Origin of the sequence: Mesorhizobium sp. C264A, assembly GCF_040324515.1 — a bacterium.
In the GTDB taxonomy this organism is placed as follows: domain Bacteria; phylum Pseudomonadota; class Alphaproteobacteria; order Rhizobiales; family Rhizobiaceae; genus Mesorhizobium.
Map to the genome: position 1 here is coordinate 2,942,627 of NZ_JAMYVY010000001.1, position 23,671 is coordinate 2,966,297.

Here is a 23,671-nt window from a genome sequence, read left to right on the forward strand (position 1 = left end):
AGGCCGAAGCGGCCTGCAACCAGGCCGCTTCGGCAGCGGCATCGGCCCGATACACTGGCGTAGCATCAAAAGTCATGGTCATGATGGTGACACAAAGAGGCATGGACGCAGGGATTTTGCACGCCGAGGCCGACAGCCAAGCGATTTTCGACGGCGCGATCGTGATCGGCGCCGGGGCAGCCGGCTTGACCGCAGCCCATGCGCTGCTCAAGACCGGCGTGCCTGTGATGGTGTTGGAAAAGGAAGCCCGGCTGGCCGAGCCATGGCACGGGCGGCACGAGCGACTGCATCTCAACACGCACCGCGACCTTTCGGCGCTGCCGGGCGTTTCCTTTCCCGCCGGCACCCCTGCCTTTCCGCACCGAAACACCATCATCGGCCATCTGAACGAATTCCGCGCCATGCACCGGCTGCCGGTCGAGTTCGGCATCGCGGTCGAGGAGATAGGCTTCGAGGGCGACCACTGGCTTGTGCGGACCAGTGCCGGGCCGCGGCTGGCGCGCCATGTCGTCATCGCCACCGGGCGCGACCGGCAGCCCTTCATTCCGGCCTGGAAAGGCATGAAGGCCTTTGCCGGACGCATCATCCATTCGGCCGCATTCGGCGACGCCAAGGCCTATGCGGGCAAGAAAGTGCTGGTCGTCGGCGCCGGCAATTCCGGCTTCGACGTGCTCAATCACCTGGCGGCAGCCGGCACCGGACAGATCTGGCTGTCGGCGCGCAACGGTCCGGCACTGCTGCCCAAGCGCCTCGGCCAGATCGCCGTCCATCGGTTTTCGCCGATCCTGGCGCGGCTGCCGTTCAAGCTCGCCGATGCGGTGATGGCGGCGACGCAGCGATGGGCCTTCGGCGACCTCACGGCCTACGGCGTGCCGCCGACGCCTTCGGGCGGCGCAAGCCGGCTGGCGTCGGATTATACCGCCATCGCCACCGATGACGGCGCCGTCGATGCCATCAAGGACGGCAGGATCATCGTCTTGCCAACCGTGCGGGAATTTACCCGCGACACGGTCGTTTTCGACGATGGCGCGACGATCCAGCCGGATATCGTCATCGCCGCGACCGGCTACCGCACCGGGCTCGAGGCCATGTTGGGCAAGCTCGGCGTGCTCGACGAAAAGGGCGTGCCGCTGTTCAACGGCGCGGACAGCGATCCGAAACTGCCGGGCCTGTGGTTCACCGGCATGCGGCCAAGCATCCGCGGCTGCTTCGCCAATGCCCGCATCCAGGCCAAGGCGATCGCAGCCAGGATTGCACGGGAGCGCAGACCGCCAAGCCCCGTTTGACGATTTAGGGGTTGCGCGACAGGGTCCGGAACCGTATACGCCGCAGGGCCTCGGAGTGTAGCGCAGCCTGGTAGCGCATCTGGTTTGGGACCAGAGGGTCGGGAGTTCGAATCTCTCCACTCCGACCATTTTTTCCCACAAAGCCAGTCCTTGCCCAAGGTCACTCCCAAGGTCGCCAATGGCTGCCTCGCCGGTAGCGCATGGCGGCACGCATTGCCCAAGCAGCAGCCGCTCGCCGATCGGACCCTACATTGGAACACCAGTTCGCTCCGAGAGTTGTGTATGTTCAACCCAAGGAGCCAACAATGAAAACCCTTCTCGTCGCCTCCATGATCGCGTTCGCCGGAACGGCGGCTTTGATCGCACCGGCGCAAGCCGCCAGTCTGACTATCCAGTCCGATGACGGCGATCAATATTCGTCCGACGATGGCGATATACAGGTTCTTCGCCATCACCAGCGCCACAAAGACTATAGCGACGACTATGGCGACGACTACAGCGACAACCAGGATGGCCAATGGAGGCGCCACCACCGCCATCACCGCTGCCATATCGAACTGGTCAGGCACTGGCGCCATCACCACAGGGTCGTCGAAGAGGTCAGGGTCTGCGGCTGATCCGATCGCTTTAGACCTGCTACGGCCGAGTTGGCGGCCGGAGCACCAATCTGACCTAAAGCGCGTCTCATTTGAACGGACTCACGCGACGCGCTTGAGGTCTTGTTTGATGCATGTGGTTCTCTCAAAACCGGGGCCACTTGAGCGACATGCATCAGGCGCCCGTATCATCGAACAGCACCCTTCGGCGGGTTTGGCTGAAAATCCGACGCAGGGATAATCCCCTCGCTTCCAAAGGGGAGATTCTGGATGCTTGGTCTCGAGGCATGGCTTTCGCTGATTGGCCCTGCGTACTTCGCTTACATCGGCATCACGGTTCCGTTCGTCGTCGTCTGGGCCATTATCTGTGCGGCCCTGTGGATCTGGAACAACCGGCCGAGCAAGAGGCAAGGCCCTCCCCGCTCGTGGCCCGCCAGCGTGCTGTTCTTTGTCGTCGTTGCCGCGTGCTACGTGGCAGCGCATACGGTGGTCTATCTGCTGGTCCGGTATCTGGCGGCGTTGTGGGCATAAACGTAGCTCTATAGAGCGCTCTCGATATCGGTCTTCGAAAAATCGTCGCCAACATAGAGCAAGCGGCAGGCTCGATCCTTTGCCACTTCATAGGCAAAGCAATCGCCGAAATTGAGCCCGGCCGGATGAATACCCTTGCCCCATTTCCCATACGCCTCGGCTATGCGCCGGCCAGAGGCTGGTGTCACCGCCGTGACCTCGAAGCCGAGCCCGCCGATCAGGCCGGCCATTTCCTCACCGACATTGCGCCTGTCCGCCACGATCAGCGCCTCGGCCACTGTGCCAGCCGAGATCAAAATATCGTCTTCGGCTTCCAGCGCCGCTATGCAGGCACTGGATTGAGGTTCGGCAAGAACGATCGCCATCAGGGCCGAGGTATCGACCACGATCATTCGGGCAGGCCATCGTCGCCATAGAGGAAGTCCTGGCTCCGCGCGGCATCCGACCCGGTCTTTGCCTTGGCAGCGCCGGATGCTCGCATTGCCTCCAGTAATGCCCGGCGGCTTTTCCTGTCAGGGACAGCCTTCATGGGAACAAGGCGCACGGCTGCATGACCATGACGGGTCAGGATAACTTCATCACCCGCCTCGGCACGACGGACCAGTTCGGTGAGCTGCCCCTTGGCGTCTGTAACGGATACCTGCATTGACCACTCCTTTATGGACCATGCTCTGGTCCATATTCAAGAAGTAGACCATCTAATGGTCCATTTCAATGCAGGACGATAAGATCTTGCGGTTTGGTGAAGTCTGAATGACAGCTGGCGCGCAATCGTAGGCCTTGCGGCGATTCTATCTGAAGGTAAGCTCGCCGGGCGAGAACCCCAATCATCACTCCCGGCGAGCCTACAACCCGATCAGGAACGCGATCAGGACCGGGGTCAGCCGGCAAACGCAGTGTTGCAAGATGGGTGCCAGAGGTTTCTTCTCGAAATGGGACAGGAGCGGAGTCTTCTCCTTCCACTGCCTACACCTCGAACTCGCCCTGCCCTTCGTCCATTGCGCTGACGGTTTCGGCGGCGAGCGCCCTGGTGATCGGCGTCTTGCGCTCGAGCGCGGTGCGGTCGAGGCGCTCGACCACGCGCATGGCGGTGGCCAGCGAGCGCTCGATGCGGCGCACCAGATATTGCACGACATGCGGCTCGACCTCGACCTGGCGGTCGGCGAAGAGTTTGGTGATGACACCGGCCAGAAGCAAATCGTCCGGCTCATGGATCTCGACGGTTGCCGCCGCCTTCAGCCGCGAGGCAAGATCGGGCAACGTCACCCTCCAGGCGGCGGGGAAGCGCCGCGCCGTCAACAGCAAGGTGGCCCCGGCGCCGCGCACTTCATTGATGAGATGGAACAGGCCCGCCTCGTCGATGGCTGTCTTGTCGACATCGTCGATCAGCGCGGGCCTGCCGCCAAGCCCGGTGATGGCATTGCCGATGCGCTGGGCATCGACCGCCACAGCGTTGGCCCGCGCCTGCCAGATCGAGCCCAGATGTGTCTTGCCGGAACCGGCCGGGCCAGCGAGCACGATCACCGGCGACGGCCAGTCCGGCCAGCGATCGACAAGGGCTGCCGCCTCGCGGTTGGTGGCCGACACCACCAGTTCGTCGCGCGAGTAGCCGGTGCCGTGGCCAAGGTCGAGCGGCAGTTGGCGCGGCGGTTCGGTCTTATGATCCGTCACGTTCAGCCGCGCGGCGACCGGTGGCCGCCGCCGCGAGCGGCGGGCAGCGGCGGGACGGGCTCGGTGGAGTGTCCCTTGTAGAGCGGCGATTCGAGATAGCGGGCAATGGCAAACCGCACCAGCACGGCAACCGCCGCCGAAGCAGGAACGGCGATCAAAAGGCCGACGAAGCCGAACAGGGCGCCGAAAGCGAACAGCGCAAACATCAGCCAGACCGGGTGCAGGCCGACGCTTTTTCCGACCAATCTGGGCTGCAGGATGTTGCCTTCGATGAACTGGCCGATGAAGAACACCACGGCGACAGCAACGATCATGGTCCAGTCCGGCCAGAACTGGACGAAGGCGACGCCGACGGCCAGGACCAGTCCGGTCAGCGAGCCGACATAAGGGATGAACGAGATCAGCCCGGCGAAGACGCCGATGAGGATGGCGAAATTCAGCCCGGTCAGCGTCAGGCCGGTGGCATACATGCCGCCGAGCACCAGGCACAGCGTGCCCTGGCCGCGCACGAAGCCGGCGGTCGCGGTGTTGATGTCCCTGGAGATCGCCCTGACCGTCCCGACATAATCGCGCGGCACCCAGCTGTCGACGACCGCCACCATGCGATCCCAGTCGAGCAGCATGTAGAAAGCGACAACCGGAGTGACCACGAACAGGCTGACCACCGACACCAGAGCAACGCCGGAACTCCAGATCGAGGTGAAGACGGTGCTCAGCAGGCCGAAACCGGAAGTGAGCAGCGAATTCAGCCCGTCGCGCAGGCCATTGGCATTGACGCCGAATTTCTGCTCCAGCCATTTCGGATCGAAGCTGGTGATCAGCGACTGCAGCCGGGTCAGATATTCCGGCAGCTTGCTGGCGAAATCGGCCATCTGCGTGGCCAGTACCGGAACCAGGATGACGAAGGCCAGCACCAAAAGGACGATGAAGGCAATCAGGATGACCACCGTCGCCATCAGCCGGGAGAGGCCGAGGCGTTGCAGCCGGTCGGCGACCGGGTCGAGAAAATAGGCCAGCACCATGCCGGCAACGAACGGCAACAGGATGCTGGAAAAAATGTAGAGGAACAGCGCCAGGAAGATTGCCGTACCCAGCCAGAAGAAAATCTGGCGGCGAAACGCCAGGGACGCAGCCGCGTCTGCTAACGCGGCAGTCGCGGCATTCTTGTAAACTACCCTGGGTGGAGCCTTCGCCATAGCCGCTCATATGCCTCAGCCAAGCCACGAGATAGGCCGCGGCCGAAGCCACGGTCAAGACCCCGGACAGCAATATGAGCGCAGGCCTGAGCGGGTCGAGGTGGAGGCCAAGGGCAAGTTCGCCCAGCACCACGGCGCCAGCACGATCTGGGCGGCGGTGTTGGCCTCCGACACATAGAGCGGCTTCATCTCGACCGGATGCGCCATGACCGTGGACAAAAGCACGGCGCAGATGATCAGCGCATCGCGTGACACCATGGTCACCACCAGCCACAGCGGCAATTGCCCGATGAAGCCCATGACCACGAACACCGAGACCAGAAGCACCTTGTCGGCCATCGGATCGAGATAGGCGCCGAGTTTCGAATGCTGGTTGAAGCGGCGGGCGATGAAGCCGTCGACGCCATCGGAAATTCCGGCAACGAGAAATCCGGCAAAGGCCCAGTCCCAGCGCATGTTCAGCATCGCCAGCACCAGCACGAAGCGCAGGATGGTGATGAGGTTGGGAATGGTCAAAGGCATGTCCCGCCATGCTTGTTCTGCAGATAGATGATGGAGATGGATTGTGGCTGCAAGGACCAGCGGTGAAGGGGCGACTGTCCACGTATTTATCTTGGGCAAAAGCCCGGTATCCTGTCGTCATCCTTGCCCCCCGAAACCATTCATGCGAAGAGCCGCCGAGCGAAACAGGGATGCGCCGACGATGAGCAAGGGCGACCGGGCCAAGCGCAAGAACGGGCTCACCTATGCCGAGGCGGGCGTCGACATCGATGCCGGCAACCTCATGGTCGAGAAGATCAAGCCGCTGGTGCGCGCGACGCGCCGGCCGGGCGCCGATGGCGAGATCGGCGGTTTTGGCGGCCTGTTCGACCTCAAGGCGGCGGGTTTCACGGATCCGGTGCTGGTTGCCGCCAATGACGGCGTCGGCACCAAGCTGAAGATCGCCATCGATGCCGGCAAGCACGACACGATCGGCATCGACCTCGTCGCCATGTGCGTCAACGACATCGTCGTGCAGGGCGCCGAGCCACTGTTCTTCCTCGACTATTTCGCCACCGGCAAGCTCGACCCCGACCAGGGGACGGCAATCGTCGGCGGCATAGCAATCGGCTGCCGACAGGCCGGCTGCGCGCTGATCGGCGGCGAGACCGCCGAAATGCCCGGCATGTATAACGACAAGGATTACGACCTTGCCGGTTTCGCCGTCGGTGCTGCCGAACGCGGCCAGTTGCTGCCGACCGACGATATCGTCGAAGGCGACGTGCTGCTTGGCCTGGCTTCCTCGGGCCTGCATTCCAATGGCTTTTCGCTGGTGCGCCGCATCGTTGGCGTCAGCGGGCTTGCCTGGAGCGATCCGGCGCCGTTCAACGATGAGGCGACGCTTGCCGAAGCGCTGCTCGAGCCGACCCGCATCTATGTGAAGTCGATCTTGAAGGCGATCCGCAACACGCATGGCATCAAGGCGCTGGCCCATATCACCGGCGGCGGCTTTCCCGAAAACATTCCGCGCGTCCTGCCGAAGGACTTTTCCGCAGAACTCGATCTCAATGCCATCGATGTGCCGCCGGTGTTTTCCTGGCTGGCGAAGACTGGCGGCGTGGCGCCGGAGGAGATGATGCGCACCTTCAACTGCGGCATCGGCATGATCCTCGTCGTCGCCTCCGGCCAGGCGGCACAGGTCGCAGCCGTGCTGCAGGAGGCCGGCGAGACTGTGACGCCGATCGGCCGCATCGTTCCGCGCCGCGACGCCGGCGTCATCTATCGGGGCTCGATCGGCCTATGAGCAGGAAACGCACGGTTGTTCTGATCTCGGGACGCGGCTCGAACATGACGGCGCTGATCGCGGCGGCGAGCGACCCGGCCTATCCCGCCGAGATCGTTGGCGTCATTTCCGACCGGGCCAACGCCGCCGGCCTCGGCATCGCGGCCGCGCGCGGTATCCCGACCAAGGTCATCGTGCGCGCCGACCATGCCAGCAAGGAAGCCCATGATGCGGCGATCGACGCCGCGCTGATTGCGTTCAATGCCGAGATCGTGGCGCTGGCCGGCTATCTGCGCATTCTCTCCCGCGGCCTGGTCGAGAAGTGGCAAGGGCGCATGCTCAACATCCACCCTGCCCTGCTGCCGGCCTTCAAAGGGCTCGATACGCATGCGCGCGCCCTGCGCGCCGGCATTCGCATTCATGGCTGCACGGTGCATTTCGTCACATCAGAGATGGATGACGGCCCGATCATCGCGCAGGCAGCGGTGCCGGTGATGGTCGGCGACAACGAAGACACGCTGGCCGCCAGAGTGCTGAAGGCCGAGCACCGGCTTTATGCACTGGCGCTCGGGCTGGTCGCTGACGGCAAGGCGCACATGGAAGGCGGTCGCACCGTGCTGGCCCATTTCGCCGACGATGCCGAAAACGGAACTTCCGTGGTGATGGCGCCCGACCCGCTGCGCGAAGAACGCGATCTCGAACATCTGGCGCGGATCACGCCGTAGGCCGACATTGGCGACACCGAGACAATTGCTCCTGCTGCGCCACGCCAAGTCGAGCTGGGACGACCCGGCGCTTGCTGATTTCGACCGGCCGCTCGGGCCGCGCGGGCTGAAGACGGCGCCGCTGATGGGGCGCGAACTGGCCCGGCGCAGTTGGCTGCCTGACCTGGCGCTGGTGTCGCCGGCGCTGCGCACGCGCGAGACATGGCGGCTGGTCTCGGCGGAACTTTCGGCGAGCGTAACGGTGGAGTTCGCCGAGGCGCTTTTCGAAGCCACGGCTGGCGACATTCTGGCCGAGGTGCAGCAGGCAGTCGCATCGGCTAGCTGTCTCCTGGTGCTCGGCCATAATCCCGGCCTGGAGGACTTTGCCCGCCGGCTCGCCGGTCCGCGATCGGGTGTGGCTGCTCTAAGGAAACTTGAAGAGAAACTCCCGACCGGCGCCCTTGCCCGCTTTGTCATCGACGGCGATTGGGCGGATCTCGGCTTCGGCGCGGCCCGGTTGACGCATTGCATCAAGCCGAAGGATATAAAGCTAGACCAAGCTGCCTAACGGGCTAGCCGCAGGTGACAGCCGCAAACCGTGTTTTGAAAAGACCACGCAATCAAGGACATAAGACCAACTGCTGGCGGATTGATTCAAGATCTTTGCGGCCCAGAGTCAATTACATAAAACCAAGAGCGGTGGGCCAGGCCCACCGCTCTTTGTGGTCGTCGATTTCTCAGAAAATCAACGACCCCAGATGCCCTGGCCGGATTGCGGCTGGTTCGAGTCGCCCTTGATCGTGAAATCGCCGAGGCTGGCCGGCTTGCGGATTGAGGCGGTATAACTGTGATCGATGTTGCCGGCGGGCGCTGTCACAGCAGGCTGGTTGACGCCGTCGGAGCCGTAGTGGTCGCTGCCTGCGAAAGCGGTGCCGGTGGCAAGGAGGATGGCAGCAGCGGTAAGTGCGATCTTGGTCATTTCAGGTAATCCAGATTTTTCAGTTCTGTCCGTCAAGTGGCGTGCCTTGGGAGGAATTCGCGTCGCTCGGACCACCCCGAAATGGGTGTGCGTTGCTGCCATTGCCAATCACAAAAATGTGCGAACCGAACCGTTCGGTTCGGTCTTGGAAGGCGCCGAATGGCGTAGTTGTTGCTATATTCTATTCTCCAGGCGGCTCCGACCTCGCAACGCCCCTCGTTGCGTTACCCTTTGCATCTCGAAGGTCGTGAAACCTAGTACGTCGCGCATGTCCTATTCGCGGGCGGCCGGACGGCGACCCAACGTGCTGCCGCAATGGCGCCGCGCGCGAACATCGAGCGGTCGCCGGCCGAATGGGAAAGCGTGAGCGTCTCGCCCTCGGCCAGCAAGCTCACGCTGTGCTCGCCGACGATGCTGCCGCCGCGCAGCACGGCAAAGCCGATCTCGCCGGCAGGGCGTGGACCTGTAACGCCGTCGCGGATGCGTTTCGCCACATCGTCCAGCCTGACGCCATGTCCGCGAGCGGCCGCCTCGCCCAGCATCAGCGCCGTGCCCGACGGTGCGTCGACCTTCATGCGGTGATGCGCTTCCAGGATTTCGATGTCGGTGTCGGGACCAAGTGCTCGCGCCGCCTGCTCGACCAGCCCGGCCAGCATGTTGAGCCCGAGCGAGTAGCTGCCGGAGCGGACGATGGCGACGGACTTCGAAGCAGCAGCGATGGCGGCGAGATCGGCCGGCTCGAAGCCGGTCGAGCCGATGACCAGCGCCGGGCCGCCGCGGGCCGCGCAAGCTTGTGCAAGATCGACGGAGGCCGAAGGCGTGGTGAAATCGATGACGACATCCGCAAGCGCCAGTGCTTCGTCGCGCTCGACCAGCCCCTCACCGATGCTGCCCGGCCTGTGAAAGCGGGCGACGAGCGCCAGCCTGGGATCGGTCTCGACGGCCAGCGCCATCTCCCTGCCCATGCGGCCGAGCGCACCGGCTATGGCTATCTTCAACAGATGCGGCATGGCGGCTTTCACTGGAAATGCGAGTCACAAAAATGATCTACCATGCCGCCCTGCCAGATTGATTCAGCCGGCGCCATGCGTCTTGAGCATCATGCCGGCGATCTCCTTGACCAGCTTGGCGGCAACCAGCGCGGTGAGATTGGAGACATCCTGGCTTGCATTGTATTCGACGACATCGGCGCCGACGATGGGCTGGTCGATCCGCTGGATCAGGTTGATCACTTGCCGGGTTGTAAGACCACCGGGTTCGCGGTGCGACACGCCGGGCGCACAAGCCGGGTCGAGGCCGTCGAGATCGACCGAGAGATAGACCGGCGTCTTGAGATCGAGCTGCAGATCCTCGCTGAAATGCCGCGCCTCGATCATTTCGACGCCGAAGCGCTTGAGCTGGTCACGAAGCTCATCATTGAGGGTGCGCAGGCCGATCTGGATCAGCCGGTCAGCCAGCCCCTCCTCCAGGATGCGCGCGAAGGACGAGGTGTGCGATCGCCTGTTGTCCTGATAGGCATCGTAGATGTCGGGATGAGCGTCGATCTGGACGATCGTTAGCCTGGCATGGCGGCGGCGCACGGCACGCAGCACCGGCCAGGCGATGGCATGATCGCCACCGAGGCTGATCAACGGGTGGCCGGCATCCAGCGCGCGGCCGACCTCGGCCTCGATTCGCTCCCACGGATCGCCGTCGCCTGAAAAGTCGATGTCGCCGTGGTCGACGAAACGGTCCGCCACATCGAAGCCGGTTTCGCTCCACGAGCTGTGCGCGTCGTTTTTGAGTTCCCGCCGGATCAGGGACGGCGCTGCGGCCGCGCCCTTGAGATAGGACGAGTTCTCGTCATGCGGTATTCCCAGAAGCGAAACCCTGGCCATCGGCGTGCGATCTCCGGCAACAGGCCATCTCCCTAAACCCGGGAGCTGGCTGGCGATAGCAGTGCCGCTTGGGCCAGTTGCGAAGGCGATCAGGCGTCATTTCCCGATCGCGCCGCCCAGTCTTTGCCTGACGATCGCGATATGGAAATCCGTGCCATGCAACAGCCCGTCATCGTTGAAGTCGTAGCTGGAATTGTGCAGCGGCGGCGAGGTCTCGCCATTGCCGAGAAAGACGAAGCAGCCCGGTACGTGATCGAGGAAGCGGGCGAAATCCTCCGAGGCGGTCATCGGCTCCGCCGCGATGCTGGCGGCTCCATCGGCCAGCACGCGCCTTGCGGCGACAAAGGCCGCGTCCACCAGGTCGGCATCGTTCTGCAGCGGCACGAATTCCCTGCTATAGGTCACGTCGGCGGTGACATTGTAGGCAGCGGCGGTGCCCGCCGCGATGACCCGCATCTGGCGCTCGATCTCGGCGCTGACCTCGGGACGAAAACTGCGGGCGTCACCGAGGATGCGGGCGAGGCCGGGCAATGCGTTGCGGGTGCCGTCGGTGATCAGCTCGGTCACCGAAACCACCGAAATGTCGGCGGGACTCAGCCGGCGCGAGACGATGGTTTGCAGATTGGTGACCAGCGCGCAGGCGGCGACCAGTGTTTCATTGCCCGAATGTGGCCGCGCCGCATGGCCGCCGATCCCCTTGAGCACGATCTCGAAATTGTCCTCCGCCGACATGAACGGGCCGGCACGGGTCTCGAAATGTCCAATGGGCAGGCCCGGCATGTTGTGCAGGCCAAAGATCTCGTCGAAGGGGAAGCGCTGCAGCAGCCCGTCATCGAGCATTGCCAGCGCGCCCTTGCCCCACTCCTCGGCCGGCTGGAAAACGAAACGCACGGTGCCGTCGAAACCGCCCTCGGCGGCGAGCAGCTTTGCCGCGCCGAGCAGCATGGTGGTGTGGCCGTCATGGCCGCAGGCATGCATGATGCCGGGGTTCTGCGAGCCATAGGCTGTCGCGGACTGCTCGGTGATCCGCAGCGCATCCATGTCGGCCCTGAGCGCAATCGCCCGGTTGCCGCTGCCGCGCTTCAACGTGCCGACGATGCCGGTGCCGCCGACCCCCTCTGCAACGTCGTCCAGCCCGAATTCGCGCAGCTTCGCGGCGACAAAGCCAGCGGTGCGCTTTTCCTCGAAACCGAACTCGGGGTGCGCGTGCAAATCGCGCCGCCAGCCCGTCATCTCCCGCTTCAGCGCATCACGATCGAGTTCAGCCATTTTTCTCCCCGACCTCTTTTGCAAGCTCACTGGCGACATCAAGCAGGATGTTGGCGCCGGCGACAAGCTCGGCATCTTCAGTGTGTTCGCGCGAATTGTGGCTGATGCCACCGGCGCTCGGCACGAAGATCATTGCCGCCGGCGCGAGGCGGGCCATCATCTGCGCGTCATGGCCGGCGCCCGATGTCATGCGCCTGACGCCGAGACCGCGGTTCTTCGCGGCCGCCTCGATCAGTTCGACGATGCCGATGTCGAACAGCACCGGTTCGAAGCGGGCGAGCCGCTCGACCGAGATCGATACGTTCTCCGAAACCTCAAGCTCCTCGAGATAGGCAGCAAGGGCCGCCTCATGCGCCTGCAGGCGCTGTTCGTCGGGATCGCGCAGGTCGATGGTGAAGACGGCGCGCGCGGGAATGACGTTGATGGCGTTGGGTTCGAAGCGCATCGTGCCGACCGTGGCCACGGTTGGCCCATTTGAAGCCCTGGCCCGATCGTGCAGGAAGGTGATGATGCGGGCGGCGGCGTGGCCGGCGTCGCTGCGCATCGACATCGGCGTGGTGCCGGCATGGTTGGCGGCGCCGTCGATGGTGATGCGCTGCCAGGAAATGCCTTGCAAATTCTCGACCGCGCCGATCGGCACGCCTTCACGCTCCAGCACCGGCCCCTGCTCGATATGAAGTTCGAGATAGGCATGCGGCTTGAGGAAGCCGGGTTCGCGGTCGCCGGCATAGCCGATGCGGGCGAGCTCCTGGCCGAGCACGCTGCCATCCGTGCCGATGGCGGCCAGCACGGCCTCGGCACTGACGCCACCGGCATGGCATAGCGAGCCCATCATGTCAGGCGTGTAGCGCACACCTTCCTCATTGGTGAAAGAGGCGACCGCAACCGGGCGCGACGGCGAAAAGCCCGAAGCCTGCAGCGTCTCGATCACCTCCAGCCCGGCCAGCACGCCGTAGCAGCCATCATAGATGCCGGCATCGATAACGGTGTCGATATGCGAACCGATGAGCAGCGGCGCCTGCCCGGCATTGTCGGGGCTTTGCCAGATGCCGAAGATATTACCGACCCGGTCGATGGCGACTTCCAGCCTGGCCTGCCTGAGCCAGCCGACAAAGAGGTCACGGCCCTGTTTGTCTGTGTCGGAGGCGGCGAGCCGGATCAGCCTATCCTCACTGTCGCGGCCAACGGCGGCGAGTTCCCGGATGCGGCCAAGCAGACGCTGTGCATCGATCCCGATCATGGCTATGCCTCGGCCTTCAGCTTGCCGGCCAGCACATCGGCGGGGCTCTGCCCGACCAGCTCGGTATAGCGGTGCGGGTCTGTGGCGCCTTCGGTGTTGATTACAAGCACGCGGGATTTGTCGTCGAACCCGAGAGCGGCCTTGTGGTCGGCCACCGCCCGGATCAGCCCGGCCAGACCGACGCCGCCGCTTTCGCCGGCGACGATCACTGGATCATTGCCAGCCGGCCGTGCCAGCCGCCGCATCACCGCGACCGCCTCCTCCTCATCCACCGTCATGAAGGCATCGGCAACCCGCGCCAGAACGCGCCAGGCAACTTGCGAGGCCTCGTAGCATTCGAGCATCGCCATCACCGTCGGCTGGTCGTGTGCGACCTTGACCACGTGGCCCGCCCGGGCGGCTGCGACAACGCAGGCGGCGCGGGCCGGCTCGACGACGATGAAGGTCGGCCTGGCGTCACCGAGCACGATGGCGAGATGGCCGGCCAGGGCGGCGGCAATGCCGCCGACACCGGCCTGCACGAAGACATGGGTCGGCGGCTGCGGCAACTGGCCCAACGCTTCGCGCACGATCGCCGTATAGCCCTGCATGACCAGACCGGGGATGCGCTCGTAGCCCGGCCAGGAGGTGTCGGACACCACGGTCCAGCCTTGCTCCGCTGAAACCTCGGCGGCCTGCCTGACCGAGTCGTCATAATTGCCGTCGACGCGGATCATCTCGGCGCCATAGCGGGCTATTGCTGCAATGCGCGCCTCGCTGACGCCGGCGTGAACGAAGATTGCCGCTTTCGCGCCTACCAACTGTGCACCTTGCGCGACCGAGCGGCCATGATTGCCGTCGGTGGCGCAGGCAACCGTCATGCCGGCAGCGACCGCCCGGACGTCGAACCGGTTGAGATCGGCCACGTCAACGGGCCGATGAAGCGATCGGCTCGCCTCCTCCAGCACCAGTCGAAAAACGGCATAGGCGCCGCCGAGCGCCTTGAAACTGCCGAGACCGAGGCGAAAGCCTTCATCCTTGATGTGGACGGAGCCGAGGCCGAGTTCGCCGGCCAGCGTCGGCAATGCATGCAACGGAGTTGCCAGGTGATTGTCGCGATGGGCAAGAAAGCGCTCGACCGTATCGGCACCGGCATTCCCCAGCGTTTCGGCATCGACCGGATCGAGCGGCCGACGGTGCAAGGCATTGCTGTTGAGCAGGAACACGGGTGGCCTCCTTTGGGTGTGACGAAATCATATTGCAGCCGAGGCGCAAATAGCGCTGTTATTGGCGCTTCGAAATGCAAGTTTGTTTCGCCAGGATAGCGCTTTGCCTCGATCGCCTTCACTCGACAGTTTCGACCTCGCCATCCTTGCCATCCTGCAGCGGGACAACACGATGCCGCAGCGGCTGATCGGCGAAGCCGTCAACCTGTCGGCGCCGGCGGTGCAGCGGCGCATCAAGCGCATGGAACAGTCCGGCGTCATTGCGGGCAATGTCGCCGTGGTCGACCCGGCGGCGGTCGGCCATCCCATCACCATTTTCGTCGAGGTCGAACTGGAGAGCGAACGCTCGGACCTGATCGACGCGGCCAAGCGGCAATTCTCGGCAGAGCCCGAAGTGCAGCAATGCTACTACGTCACCGGCGAGGCCGACTTCATCCTAGTCATCACCGCGGCCGACATGGGGGCCTATGAGGCCCTGACGCGCAGACTGTTCTTCGACAGCAAGAATGTCCGAAAATTCCGCACCTTCGTTGCCATGGACCGTGTCAAGGTGGGGCTGACGGTGCCTCTGCCGGGATAGCCAGTCTCTTTTACGCAATTCCGGACGGAAAACCGCTCACACTTTTCCTGGAATTGCTTTAGCCCGCCGGCCGCAGCCAGACCTTGTTGTCGTGGAAGGCCGCACCGCCATAGGGCGCTGGTGCGTCGGCGCCGGTGAGCACATTGATGCCTTCGCCACGCTCATGGGCGCTGTTTGGCCAGATGCCCTCGGCGATCACCACGCCGCGCTTGAGGCCTTCGAACAGCTTTGCGTGCAGCACCACCTCGCCGCGCCGGTTGCCGACCTCGATACGGTCGCCGTCGCCCAAGCCAAGCGCGGCAGCGTCGTCCGGATGCACCAGGAGTTCCGGCCGGCCTTCCTTGGCTCTCGACACCGGTGTCTCGGCGAATGTCGAATTGAGAAAATTGCGCGCCGGCGATGTGGCGAGCCGGAACGGATGCTCGGCATCCGCGACCTCGATCAGGTCGACATGGTCGGGGAATTCCGGGAGCTCCGCCACCGGCCCGAACAGGCCCATGCTTTTCGGCGGCCGGTTGGGCGCCGCCTGCCCGCTCCAATTGGCGCGGAAATGGAATTTCTTGTCGGCATGGCCGAAACCATCGATGAAATGCGCCGCCTCGAAATCCGGCTGCAGGTCGACCCATTTGTCTTCCTTGAGGCTGGCGAAGGAGCCCAGCCCGCGCTTGCCCAGGATGATGTCGATATGCTGCTGCTCGGTCAGGCCAAAGCCCGGCCGGTCGGAGACGCCGAGACGCTGCGCCAATTGCTCGATGACGAAATGGTTGGTGCGCGGCCCTTCCGGCGGGTCGATCAGCTTGGGACCAAGCGTGATGTGCTGGTTGCCGCCGCCCTTGTAGACGTCGTCATGCTCGAGAAACATCGTTGCCGGCAAAACGACATCGGCGAGCTTTGCCGTGTCGGTCATGAACTGCTCGTGCACGCAGGTGAACAAGTCGTCACGCAGGAAACCCTGCTTCACCAGCCGCTGCTCGGGCGCGACATTCACCGGGTTGGTGTTCTGGATCAGCATCGCCGTCACCGGCGGGCCGCCATAGAGCGCGTCCGCTGCACCGGTCAGCACCGGGCCGATGCGCGACTGGTCGAGATGGCGAATATTGGGATCGCGCATCGCGGCGCCTTCCAGCACATCCTGGTTGAGCTTGAAGATGCCGGAATTGGAATGGAAGGCACCGCCACCCTCATATTGCCAGGCGCCCGTGACGGCGGCGATGCAGGATGCCGCGTGCATGTTGAACGCGCCGTTGCGCTGGCGGGCAAAGCCATAGCCGAGGCGGAAATAGGTTTTCCTCGTCGTGCCGACGAGGCGTGCGAAAGCCTCGATCTCGGTGACGGCAAGACCGGTGATGGCGGAAGCCCATTCCGGCGTGCGCGTCTCCAGATGCGCTTCCAGCCCCTTCGGATCGTCGGTGCATCTTTCGAGATAGGCGCGGTCGGCCATGCCTTCCCTGAACAGCACATGCATGACCGCGCAGGCCAGCGCGCCATCGGTGCCGGGCTTCAGCACAAGGCCTATATCGGCCTGCTTCATCGTCGCGTTCTCGTAGACATCGATGACGACGATCCTGGCGCCACGCTCCTTCCGCGCCTTGATGGCGTGGGTCATGACATTGACCTGCGTGACCACGGCATTGGTGCCCCAGATCACCACGCAGTCGGACTTCGCCATCTCGCGCGGATCGGGACCGCGCAAGGCGCCCGCTCCCATCATCCAGCCGGTCCAGGCCAGATTGGTGCAGATCGAGCCGAAGAAGCCGGAGTATTTTTTCGCATGGCGCAGCCGGTCGATGCCGTCGCGCTGCACCAGCCCCATCGTGCCGGCATAGAAATAAGGCCAGACGGTCTCGGAGCCGTATTTTTCCTCGGCCGCGATGAAGTTCTCGGCGACGACGTCGAGTGCCGCTTCCCAGCTGGATTCCTTCCAGACGCCGTCGCCCTTGGCGCCGGCGCGCATCAGCGGCTTCAGCAGTCGGTCCGGATGATGGACACGATCGGCATAGCGCGCGACCTTGGCGCAGACCACACCAGCCGTATACGTATTGGACTTGGCGCCATGGACACGGCCGATGCGGTTGCCATCGAGCAGTTCGACCTCGAGCGCGCAGGTCGAAGGGCAATCATGCGGACAGGCGGAGTGGCCGATTCTGAGCTTGGCGTGCTGGTTCATGCGGCGTTTTTAGCGGGTTTCGCGGGCGGCGTGTAGGGCCAGATCTTACCCTCCCCTTGATGGGGAGGGTCGGCGCGCAGCGACGGGGTGGGGTGCGGCGCGGACCCCCACCCCGCTCCGCTTCGCGGATCGACCCTCCCCACAACGGGGGAGGGTAATCACTCCACCGTGCCTTCCTCATACTCGGCCGACATGGTTAGCCACTTCTCCTCGTGACCGGCAAGCTGCTGTGCCAGCTGCGAGCGCTCCTTGGCGAGCCGGGTCGCGGTCGACGGATCCTTTTCGTACACCGCCGGATTGGCGAGTTCGTCCTCGATCAGGTCGATGCGCTTGCGGATGCGGTCCATCAGCGCTTCGGTGGCGCGTATTTCCTTGGCCAGCGGCTCAAAGGCGGCGCGGCGCGCGGCTGCATCGCGGCGGCGATCGGCCTTGGATGCCTTCTCGGCCTCGCGCTTGCCGCGTCGGTCGCCGGACACGCCGGTGACCAGCGTCTTGTAGTCCTCAAGGTCGCCGTCATACGGGTTGACCGCCCCGTCCTTGACCAGCCACAGCCGGTCGGCGGTCGCTTCCAGCAGATGGCGGTCATGCGAGATGAGGATGACGGCGCCGGGAAACTCGTTCAGCGCATGGATCAGGGACTCGCGGCTGTCGATGTCCAAATGGTTGGTCGGTTCGTCGAGGATGAACAAGTTTGGCCCCTCAAAGGCCGACAGGCCATCAGCAGGCGCGCCTTCTCGCCGCCGGACAGGTCCTTGGCGGCGGTGTTCATCTTCTCGGTGGTGAGACCGAACTGGGCGACGCGGCCACGTACCTTGGATTCCGGCGCCTCCGGCATCAGCCGGCGGACATGCTCGTAGGCGTTTTCATCAGGCCTGAGATCGTCGAGCTGATGCTGCGCGAAGATCGCCACCTTCAGGCCCGGCGCCACCGTCATGGTGCCGGTTTCCTGCTTCAGCCGGCCCGAGAGAAGCTTGGCGAAGGTCGACTTGCCGTTGCCGTTGGCGCCGAGCAGCGCGATGCGATCGTCGGCATCGATGCGCAACGTCATCTTCTTCAGGATCGGCTGGCCCTCGGTGTAGCCGACATTGACGTTGTTCAAGGCAATGATCGGCGACGCCACCGTTTTCACCGGTTCGGGGAAAGAGAACGGCCTCACCGTGTCGTTCACGATCGCGGCAATCGGCTTCATCTTCTCCAGCGCCTTGATGCGCGACTGCGCCTGTCTCGCCTTCGAAGCCTTGGCGCGGAAGCGTTCGACGAAGGACTCCATGTGTTTGCGCGCGGCTTCCTGCTTGACGCGGCCCTTCTCCTGCAACTCCTTCTGCTCGGTGTACTGGCGCTCGAACTGGTCGTAGCCGCCGCGCCAGAAGGTCAGCTTCTTCTGGTCGAGATGAACGATGGAATTGACGGCGCGGTTGAGCAGGTCGCGATCGTGCGAGATCAGAAGCACCGTGTGCGGATATTTCGACACGTAGTTTTCCAACCAAAGCGTGCCTTCGAGATCGAGATAGTTGGTCGGCTCGTCGAGCAGCAGAAGGTCGGGCTCGGCAAACAGCACCGCGGCGAGCGCCACACGCATGCGCCAGCCGCCGGAGAAGGACGAGGCCGGGCGGCGCTGCGCGGCGTCGTCGAAGCCAAGGCCAGCGAGGATGGTGGCCGCGCGAGATTCCGCCGAATGCGCATCGATATCCGCCAGCCGCATATGGATGTCGGCAATGCGGTGCGCGTCGGTGGCGGTCTTTTCCTCCTCGAGCAATGCGGTGCGCTCGAGGTCGGCCTTGAGCACGATCTCGATCAGCGGCTCCTCGGTGCCGGGCGCTTCCTGCGCCACCTGGCCGATGCGGGTGTTCTTGGGCAGGCTTATCGAGCCGGTCTCGGAGGGAAAGTCGCCGGTGATGGCCTTGAACAGCGTCGTCTTGCCGGTGCCGTTGCGGCCGACGAGGCCGGCCTTGGTGCCGGCCGGCAAGGTCAGCGAGGCATGATCGAGAAGCAAGCGTCCGGCCATGCGGAGCGAAAGATCGTTGATGATAAGCATGCCGGGGCTTTTGCACGGGAGGGCGGCGCTTCGCAAGGGCCTGGGCGCTGGCGGGGGCATAAGGCATGAAGACGGCGCGCCCAAAGCGCGCCGTCCATCACTGCTAACTGCAGACCGACTTTAAGAGGCTGCCTGGTTCAGGCTTTGGGTTTGCGCTTCGTCACCTTGGCCGCGGCGGCCGGAACGGCCGGCTTGCGGCCGAGGCCCGAGGACTTGGCCAGTGCCGAACGGGTCGCGGAGTAGTTCGGCGCCACCATCGGATAGTCCGACGGCAAGCCCCATTTGCCACGATATTCCTCCGGGCTCAGACCATGGTCGGTCATCAGGTGGCGCTTCAGCGACTTGAATTTCTTGCCGTCCTCAAGACAGACGATGTGATCGGGAAACACCGACCGCTTCGGATTGACAGCGGGGTTCAGCGCGGGGCTTTCCACGGCGGCAATGCTGCCCAGCTTGCGCACCGATGCGCTGACGCTGGCGATCAGATCCGGCAGGCCAGACGCAGGGAGAGGATTGTTGCCGACATAGGCCGAGACGATGTCAGCAGTCAGTTCAATAGCGGTCTTGCTGTCGATGGTGTGCAATTCTGTTTCTCCCGCCGGTCATGAAGTTGCCGGCTTTTTTTAAGACTTCTCTTGATGTATCGACCTAGCTGCACCCCCCAACGGGTCGCTAAAGTCTCAATAAACGATCAAGAATCGGAACAGGAGGATGTTTCCACAACAGGTTGCAACGTTGCAAATTAGAAAATCTAATACTTGGAAACGGCCGACTTCGCGCCAGCAGATTTCAACTGCACGGACGCCGCAGGTTTAGAGTCGGCCAGTATGTCCAGAATGCGCTTCCAGCGGGCGCACCGGCCGAAATCTTTTTGCTCTATCGCCTTTTCGGCCTTCATGGCGGCGTAGAGCGGCGCCTCGGCGCCGAACTCCTTGAGCAGCCAGAATGCTTCCTGTCTGGCGAGGCGTTCATCGTCGTCAAGCATGTTCAGCCTCCGAGCGTTCTATGCCCACCGCAATACAGCTGCCGATGACGAGGACCGCACCGGCTATCGCGGTCAGCGTCAGCCTTTCGCCCGAAAGTGTCAGCAGCAGCGTCGATGCGATCGGCGTCAGATAGGCGATGACCGCAACCTTGCCGCCGCCTTCAAGCTTCAAGGCGCGCGACCAGAAATAATATCCCAGCCCCATCGGGCCGGCACCGAGATAGAGGCCAAGCAGGAGGTGCTCACTGGATGGCCAGGCAGCGCCGTCGTGAATACACCACAGCAAGGTCAGGCCGACGCCGACCAACGCCGAAGGCAAAAGCAAACGCTCCGACGGTGTGGCCAGGCGGGCGACCGCAATCGAATAGAAGGCCATGCACAGCGCCGAGCCGAAGGCAGCGAGATAGCCGACGATGCTGCCTTGGAGAAAAGGCTGGCCGCGACCACCCGAGATCACCAGCGCCACGCCGACAAAGCCGAGCACGGCAGTCAACCCCAGCAGCACGGGGCGTTGCCGCTTGCCCAGCACGATGACCGCCGCCGCGACCATCAGCGGCCAGGTGTAGGCGACGAGATTGGCCTCGATCACCGGCATGGAGGCAAAGGCGATGTATTGCAGCACCATGGTGCCGACCAGGCCAATAAAGCCGACCGCGACCGGCGCCAGGGTGCCGTCAGCACCCTTGGAAAAGGCTGCGTCTTGCGTGTCCCCCTTCCGGCTCGCCAGATGGATGACGGCGAACACCAGAGCCGCTCCACAAAATTGCAGCAACTGCACCAGCGACACCGGATGGCTGGCCAGCAGCGATTTGCCGACCAGCGCGTTGGTCGACCACAGGGCGACCGCGCCGGCGGCGAAGACCAGGGCCGATGGCGAGCCCGATCCATCCCGGAATCGCCGAGACGGTGCCTTGTCCTTATCGCCGACCATGATGTTACCGACGGCCAAACCGGCGTCCACTTCTATGCTCTGGCTACCAGGATTCCCTTGACCCGCCCGGGACCGGCGCATCGGCCGCCGCCGCAACGGGACGTTCTTCCTCGAAGCGCCGATAGGCCGGCAGCTGGTTCGTCCAGACGTCTTCGGCGAGCTCGTTGACCCACTCGCGATCGTGATCATTGTCGGCTGCGAGATAGAACATGCGATTGTCGTCGACATAAGGCTTGGCCACCGAGCGCTGGTTGAGGACCAGCGTGACGCGCGAGCCGAGCTGGATCGGCGCGGTGCGGTGCAGGACGCCGAGAAACTGGCCGAGCGTGGCGTAGTTCATCTTGTGGTCGATGCGCATGACCTGGTTGCGCGGAATCTCGCGGCCGGATTCAAGGATGGCGCGGCCGGTCTCGGAATCGTCGCAGTAGATTTCGAGATGGCCGCCGACCAGCGGATTGCTGATCGACAGCGGAATGAGTTCGGTGACCGGGACACCGTCGCAATGCCAATCGACGGCGCCGTCCTTGGGATTCATGAAAGTGACGGTCGAGCCGACGATCGACAGCGGATAGGGCTCGAGCTTGGTGCCCATCATGTCGGACAGACGTTCCAGGCGCAGCTTGTCATGCAGCAGTTCCTTGATCTCCGGGATAAAACGGTCGGCGCCGGTGATGAAGGTAAGGTCGAGGTGCTTGTGCACGGCGTGGCTGGCCTTGAGCTTCAACGCCGCCTCTTCGATCGCCGCCAGCAGCGTCGGGTCGTAGCCATGCAGATACTGCGCAACGCCGAAACCCGACACTTTCCAGGCCGTCTCATGGCCGATAATGGCTTCTCGGCTCATCGCGTAGCGCAGTTCAGGTATGGTATGGGCGTTCATTCTACTTCTCCAGGATGGGGGCATCACTTGGTAAACTGTCGATTAATTTCCCCACCCCTGTAAAATTAGGAATGCTGGTGCTAGTGTAAGCCCAGCTTAAGGTCGAAACGCGTGCGTCTGCTCAGTCAGGTCAACCTAAATTCGCTGAAGATTGTCGAAAGTGCCGCCCGGCACCGTAACTTCACGCGCGCGGGCGAAGAGCAGTTTATTACTGCTTCCGCCGTCAGCCAGCGCGTCAAAAGCCTCGAGGAACAGCTGCGCTTCAAGATCTTCCAGCGCGGCGGCAATGCGGTGTCGCTGACACCCGAAGGCGAGACCTATGTGTCGCGCGTTCGCGAGGCGCTGGAGCGCATCGTGGCGGCCAGCATGGAGGCGACCGGACAGTCGCAGGCGCATGTGCTGAAGATTTCGGTGCTGCCGACGTTCGCGGCGCGCTGGCTGTTTGCCCGCCTGCCGCTGTTCCAGCGGCAATATCCCGAAATCGAAATGCGGGTCTCGACCTCCTACGCCACCAATGAGTTCGCCACCTCCGAGTTCGACCTCGAGATCCGCTATGGCGACGGCAGCTTTCCCGACCTCAAGGCGGACCTGCTGTTCAAGGAGGATTTGACGCCGGTGTGCAGCAGGAAGCTGTTCCACGAGGTTCTCGGCGATAGGCCGCCGTCAAAGGTGACGCCCGACGACCTCAGGCATTTCACGCTGCTGCATTCCGACACCTGCACGCAGAACTGGCAGTCGTGGCTGGGTTTTGCCGGCGCGAGTTCCGTGCTCGGCGAGACCAAGAGCATCTATTTCGATTCCTGCATGATGTCCTATGAGGCGGCCAATGCCGGCATGGGCTTTGCAGTCGCCAACCGCGCCTATATGGCGAGCGAGATCCGCGCAGAGCGGCTGGTGGCGCCGTTTGCCGTGCATCACCCCAACACCGCCGGCTGGTATTTCGTCTGCCCGGTCACCGCGCCCTACACGCGCAAGGTGGAATTGTTCAAGCAGTGGATCATGGCCGAGGCGGCGCTGACGCAGTGCCAACTGGACGCCGGGATTGCCGGCGGCCCGGTGCTGCGCAAGGCCATTGCCTGAGGTCGGATTCTTTCCGCGGCCTTGCGGGATTTGTGGCCTTTTCTGCTGGTTTTGCGCAGACTGCACGAGCAGAACCGGCACGAAAACTGCCACCTCATGACGCAGGCGAGAGACTCAGCTATCTTCGGTTGTTGCGGCGGACCTGATATCCGCCTGGCCGGCGCTATCAGCTCACCTCCCAAGCGGCGCCGGCCTTCTTCTCCCGAAGGCCACCTTCAGCCTTGTCGTCCCGCTAAAACGATCATTGCGCGGGCTGATCGCCGCCGGCCGCCGGCTTTGGCGCCGAATCCGTCTGCGGGGTTTGATCGAGCACAGGGGCTTTGGTTGGCTGGATGTCGCCGTCGCAGGCGGCGAGCGCCAAGCTGGCGGCCAACAGAATCAGAAGCCTCTTCATGGCGACCTCCTAGGTCTGCCCTCTCCTTCGTAAGGCAACGAGGTGGTTCGGCTTTGGTTGCACGCTCGCAAACGACGCCGCGTCGGCTGGAACCAAACGGCGGCTCTGAGGTTGGTTGCCCAAAGGAGATCGCGCCATGATCCGTCTGTTCATTACCGGCCTTTTCGCTTACGCGACCTATCGCATCGCCAAGGAGATCATCAAGGACGTGCCCGACAATTTCGATCCGTTGCCGGTGCCTGGCGACGAACGCGCCACCTTGCGGCGCCCGTCGGCGGCGACGGGTGTCGCGCCACGGCGATAAGG

General features: G+C 63.6%; 24 protein-coding genes, 1 tRNA gene and 3 pseudogenes. 10 read left to right on the plus strand and 18 right to left on the minus strand.

All coding sequences use genetic code 11. The features are described from left to right. Positions 1-101 precede the first annotated feature (101 nt). From NKL04_RS14510 to NKL04_RS14525, 4 genes are all read left to right on the plus strand, one after another. Entirely contained in the window at positions 102-1,286 is a 1,185-nt protein-coding gene (locus NKL04_RS14510; RefSeq protein ID WP_023701876.1) for a flavin-containing monooxygenase, read from the plus strand. Positions 1,287-1,337: 51 nt separating this feature from the next. After that, a tRNA-Pro gene (locus NKL04_RS14515) sits at positions 1,338-1,414 on the plus strand. 177 nt (positions 1,415-1,591) lie between these two features. Next, the gene (locus NKL04_RS14520) at positions 1,592-1,903 is read left to right on the plus strand and encodes a hypothetical protein (protein ID WP_023701877.1); all 312 of its coding nucleotides are present in this window, start codon (positions 1,592-1,594) and stop codon (positions 1,901-1,903) included. A gap of 249 nt (positions 1,904-2,152) precedes the next feature. Next, on the plus strand, positions 2,153-2,413 hold the full coding sequence (locus tag NKL04_RS14525; RefSeq protein ID WP_023701878.1) for a hypothetical protein: 261 nt from the start codon (positions 2,153-2,155) through the stop codon (positions 2,411-2,413). Between the two features lie 8 nt (positions 2,414-2,421). On the opposite strand, the gene NKL04_RS14530 is transcribed toward NKL04_RS14525, so the two are convergent. The 5 genes and pseudogenes from NKL04_RS14530 to NKL04_RS14550 all read right to left on the minus strand — a co-directional run. Further along, positions 2,422-2,805 (minus strand): type II toxin-antitoxin system VapC family toxin, encoded by a 384-nt coding sequence (locus NKL04_RS14530; protein WP_023701879.1) that lies wholly within the window; start codon positions 2,803-2,805, stop codon positions 2,422-2,424. Further along, positions 2,802-3,059 (minus strand): type II toxin-antitoxin system Phd/YefM family antitoxin, encoded by a 258-nt coding sequence (locus NKL04_RS14535; RefSeq protein WP_023701880.1) that lies wholly within the window; start codon positions 3,057-3,059, stop codon positions 2,802-2,804. Before NKL04_RS14535 ends, NKL04_RS14530 begins: the two co-directional genes overlap by 4 nt. 320 nt (positions 3,060-3,379) lie before the next feature. Further along, the gene (gene hdaA / locus NKL04_RS14540) at positions 3,380-4,084 is read right to left on the minus strand and encodes a DnaA regulatory inactivator HdaA (protein WP_031209584.1); all 705 of its coding nucleotides are present in this window, start codon (positions 4,082-4,084) and stop codon (positions 3,380-3,382) included. A gap of 2 nt (positions 4,085-4,086) precedes the next feature. Next, positions 4,087-5,280, minus strand: coding sequence for an AI-2E family transporter (locus NKL04_RS14545; RefSeq protein ID WP_352723794.1), 1,194 nt, complete (start codon positions 5,278-5,280; stop codon positions 4,087-4,089). Further along, positions 5,255-5,796, minus strand: a pseudogene (locus NKL04_RS14550) (CDP-alcohol phosphatidyltransferase family protein); the annotation flags it as partial. The gene NKL04_RS14545 and the pseudogene NKL04_RS14550, both read right to left, overlap by 26 nt. 187 nt (positions 5,797-5,983) lie before the next feature. On the opposite strand from NKL04_RS14550, the gene purM reads away from it, so the two are divergent. Genes purM through NKL04_RS14565 form a run of 3 tightly spaced genes read left to right on the plus strand, consistent with a single transcriptional unit; the run spans position 5,984 to position 8,314 of the window. Continuing rightward, positions 5,984-7,063, plus strand: a complete 1,080-nt coding sequence (gene purM / locus NKL04_RS14555; protein ID WP_023743830.1) for a phosphoribosylformylglycinamidine cyclo-ligase — start codon at positions 5,984-5,986, stop codon at positions 7,061-7,063. Then, positions 7,060-7,767, plus strand: coding sequence for a phosphoribosylglycinamide formyltransferase (gene purN / locus NKL04_RS14560; protein ID WP_023689060.1), 708 nt, complete (start codon positions 7,060-7,062; stop codon positions 7,765-7,767). Before purM ends, purN begins: the two co-directional genes overlap by 4 nt. A gap of 7 nt (positions 7,768-7,774) precedes the next feature. Then, positions 7,775-8,314: a SixA phosphatase family protein gene (locus NKL04_RS14565; protein WP_023701884.1), complete on the plus strand. Its 540-nt coding sequence runs from the start codon at positions 7,775-7,777 to the stop codon at positions 8,312-8,314. Between the two features lie 177 nt (positions 8,315-8,491). On the opposite strand, the gene NKL04_RS14570 is transcribed toward NKL04_RS14565, so the two are convergent. The 6 genes and pseudogenes from NKL04_RS14570 to NKL04_RS14595 form a co-directional block, all read right to left on the minus strand. Further along, entirely contained in the window at positions 8,492-8,725 is a 234-nt protein-coding gene (locus NKL04_RS14570; protein WP_023701885.1) for a DUF680 domain-containing protein, read from the minus strand. 249 nt (positions 8,726-8,974) lie between these two features. Further along, positions 8,975-9,735: pseudogene (gene dapB / locus NKL04_RS14575) on the minus strand (4-hydroxy-tetrahydrodipicolinate reductase); the annotation flags it as partial. A gap of 63 nt (positions 9,736-9,798) precedes the next feature. Continuing rightward, complete coding sequence (speB, locus tag NKL04_RS14580; protein WP_023701886.1) at positions 9,799-10,602, minus strand: agmatinase; 804 nt, start codon at positions 10,600-10,602, stop codon at positions 9,799-9,801. Between the two features lie 96 nt (positions 10,603-10,698). Continuing rightward, on the minus strand, positions 10,699-11,871 hold the full coding sequence (locus NKL04_RS14585) for an amidohydrolase (protein ID WP_023701887.1): 1,173 nt from the start codon (positions 11,869-11,871) through the stop codon (positions 10,699-10,701). Next, positions 11,864-13,111: a Zn-dependent hydrolase gene (locus NKL04_RS14590; protein WP_031209579.1), complete on the minus strand. Its 1,248-nt coding sequence runs from the start codon at positions 13,109-13,111 to the stop codon at positions 11,864-11,866. The genes NKL04_RS14585 and NKL04_RS14590 overlap by 8 nt, the downstream gene beginning before the upstream one ends. 2 nt (positions 13,112-13,113) lie before the next feature. Beyond that, the gene (locus NKL04_RS14595) at positions 13,114-14,316 is read right to left on the minus strand and encodes a diaminopropionate ammonia-lyase (protein WP_023701889.1); all 1,203 of its coding nucleotides are present in this window, start codon (positions 14,314-14,316) and stop codon (positions 13,114-13,116) included. A 103-nt stretch (positions 14,317-14,419) separates the two neighbouring features. On the opposite strand from NKL04_RS14595, the gene NKL04_RS14600 reads away from it, so the two are divergent. Beyond that, positions 14,420-14,896 (plus strand): Lrp/AsnC family transcriptional regulator, encoded by a 477-nt coding sequence (locus NKL04_RS14600; protein ID WP_023684753.1) that lies wholly within the window; start codon positions 14,420-14,422, stop codon positions 14,894-14,896. 58 nt (positions 14,897-14,954) lie between these two features. Here NKL04_RS14600 and NKL04_RS14605 read toward each other — a convergent pair whose 3' ends face one another. The 6 genes and pseudogenes from NKL04_RS14605 to NKL04_RS14630 all read right to left on the minus strand — a co-directional run bounded on the left by NKL04_RS14605 (position 14,955) and on the right by NKL04_RS14630 (position 21,891). After that, positions 14,955-17,063, minus strand: a complete 2,109-nt coding sequence (locus NKL04_RS14605; RefSeq protein WP_023701890.1) for a molybdopterin-containing oxidoreductase family protein — start codon at positions 17,061-17,063, stop codon at positions 14,955-14,957. Between the two features lie 158 nt (positions 17,064-17,221). Further along, positions 17,222-19,098 (minus strand): annotated as a pseudogene (locus tag NKL04_RS14610) (ABC-F family ATP-binding cassette domain-containing protein). Between the two features lie 137 nt (positions 19,099-19,235). Continuing rightward, on the minus strand, positions 19,236-19,682 hold the full coding sequence (locus NKL04_RS14615) for a Ros/MucR family transcriptional regulator (RefSeq protein WP_023670270.1): 447 nt from the start codon (positions 19,680-19,682) through the stop codon (positions 19,236-19,238). 167 nt (positions 19,683-19,849) lie between these two features. Continuing rightward, the gene (locus NKL04_RS14620; RefSeq protein WP_023684750.1) at positions 19,850-20,083 is read right to left on the minus strand and encodes a hypothetical protein; all 234 of its coding nucleotides are present in this window, start codon (positions 20,081-20,083) and stop codon (positions 19,850-19,852) included. After that, positions 20,076-21,044, minus strand: a complete 969-nt coding sequence (locus tag NKL04_RS14625; protein ID WP_245271445.1) for a DMT family transporter — start codon at positions 21,042-21,044, stop codon at positions 20,076-20,078. The genes NKL04_RS14620 and NKL04_RS14625 overlap by 8 nt, the downstream gene beginning before the upstream one ends. Positions 21,045-21,057: 13 nt before the next feature. Further along, entirely contained in the window at positions 21,058-21,891 is an 834-nt protein-coding gene (locus NKL04_RS14630) for a hypothetical protein (RefSeq protein ID WP_023701893.1), read from the minus strand. A gap of 111 nt (positions 21,892-22,002) precedes the next feature. Here NKL04_RS14630 and NKL04_RS14635 point away from each other — a divergent pair, with 111 nt between their 5' ends. Further along, positions 22,003-22,971: a LysR substrate-binding domain-containing protein gene (locus NKL04_RS14635; RefSeq protein ID WP_023670266.1), complete on the plus strand. Its 969-nt coding sequence runs from the start codon at positions 22,003-22,005 to the stop codon at positions 22,969-22,971. A 241-nt stretch (positions 22,972-23,212) separates the two neighbouring features. On the opposite strand, the gene NKL04_RS14640 is transcribed toward NKL04_RS14635, so the two are convergent. Beyond that, entirely contained in the window at positions 23,213-23,365 is a 153-nt protein-coding gene (locus tag NKL04_RS14640) for a hypothetical protein (RefSeq protein WP_023701894.1), read from the minus strand. A gap of 136 nt (positions 23,366-23,501) precedes the next feature. Between NKL04_RS14640 and NKL04_RS14645 the strand changes: the two genes are divergently transcribed. Beyond that, on the plus strand, positions 23,502-23,669 hold the full coding sequence (locus tag NKL04_RS14645; RefSeq protein WP_023701895.1) for a hypothetical protein: 168 nt from the start codon (positions 23,502-23,504) through the stop codon (positions 23,667-23,669). Positions 23,670-23,671: the final 2 nt, after the last annotated feature.

Bases quoted from the DNA above. Each gene is read 5' to 3' on its own strand.
- NKL04_RS14510 (WP_023701876.1), top strand. From the start codon at position 102: ATGGACGCAGGGATTTTGCACGCCGAGGCCGACAGCCAAGCGATTTTC.
- NKL04_RS14520 (WP_023701877.1), top strand. From the start codon at position 1,592: ATGAAAACCCTTCTCGTCGCCTCCATGATCGCGTTCGCCGGAACGGCG.
- NKL04_RS14525 (WP_023701878.1), top strand. From the start codon at position 2,153: ATGCTTGGTCTCGAGGCATGGCTTTCGCTGATTGGCCCTGCGTACTTC.
- NKL04_RS14530 (WP_023701879.1), bottom strand. From the start codon at position 2,805: ATGATCGTGGTCGATACCTCGGCCCTGATGGCGATCGTTCTTGCCGAA.
- NKL04_RS14535 (WP_023701880.1), bottom strand. From the start codon at position 3,059: ATGCAGGTATCCGTTACAGACGCCAAGGGGCAGCTCACCGAACTGGTC.
- NKL04_RS14545 (WP_352723794.1), bottom strand. From the start codon at position 5,280: ATGGCGAAGGCTCCACCCAGGGTAGTTTACAAGAATGCCGCGACTGCC.
- purM (WP_023743830.1), top strand. From the start codon at position 5,984: ATGAGCAAGGGCGACCGGGCCAAGCGCAAGAACGGGCTCACCTATGCC.
- purN (WP_023689060.1), top strand. From the start codon at position 7,060: ATGAGCAGGAAACGCACGGTTGTTCTGATCTCGGGACGCGGCTCGAAC.
- NKL04_RS14570 (WP_023701885.1), bottom strand. From the start codon at position 8,725: ATGACCAAGATCGCACTTACCGCTGCTGCCATCCTCCTTGCCACCGGC.
- speB (WP_023701886.1), bottom strand. From the start codon at position 10,602: ATGGCCAGGGTTTCGCTTCTGGGAATACCGCATGACGAGAACTCGTCC.
- NKL04_RS14585 (WP_023701887.1), bottom strand. From the start codon at position 11,871: ATGGCTGAACTCGATCGTGATGCGCTGAAGCGGGAGATGACGGGCTGG.
- NKL04_RS14590 (WP_031209579.1), bottom strand. From the start codon at position 13,111: ATGATCGGGATCGATGCACAGCGTCTGCTTGGCCGCATCCGGGAACTC.
- NKL04_RS14605 (WP_023701890.1), bottom strand. From the start codon at position 17,063: ATGAACCAGCACGCCAAGCTCAGAATCGGCCACTCCGCCTGTCCGCAT.
- NKL04_RS14620 (WP_023684750.1), bottom strand. From the start codon at position 20,083: ATGCTTGACGACGATGAACGCCTCGCCAGACAGGAAGCATTCTGGCTG.
- NKL04_RS14630 (WP_023701893.1), bottom strand. From the start codon at position 21,891: ATGAACGCCCATACCATACCTGAACTGCGCTACGCGATGAGCCGAGAA.
- NKL04_RS14640 (WP_023701894.1), bottom strand. From the start codon at position 23,365: ATGAAGAGGCTTCTGATTCTGTTGGCCGCCAGCTTGGCGCTCGCCGCC.
- NKL04_RS14645 (WP_023701895.1), top strand. From the start codon at position 23,502: ATGATCCGTCTGTTCATTACCGGCCTTTTCGCTTACGCGACCTATCGC.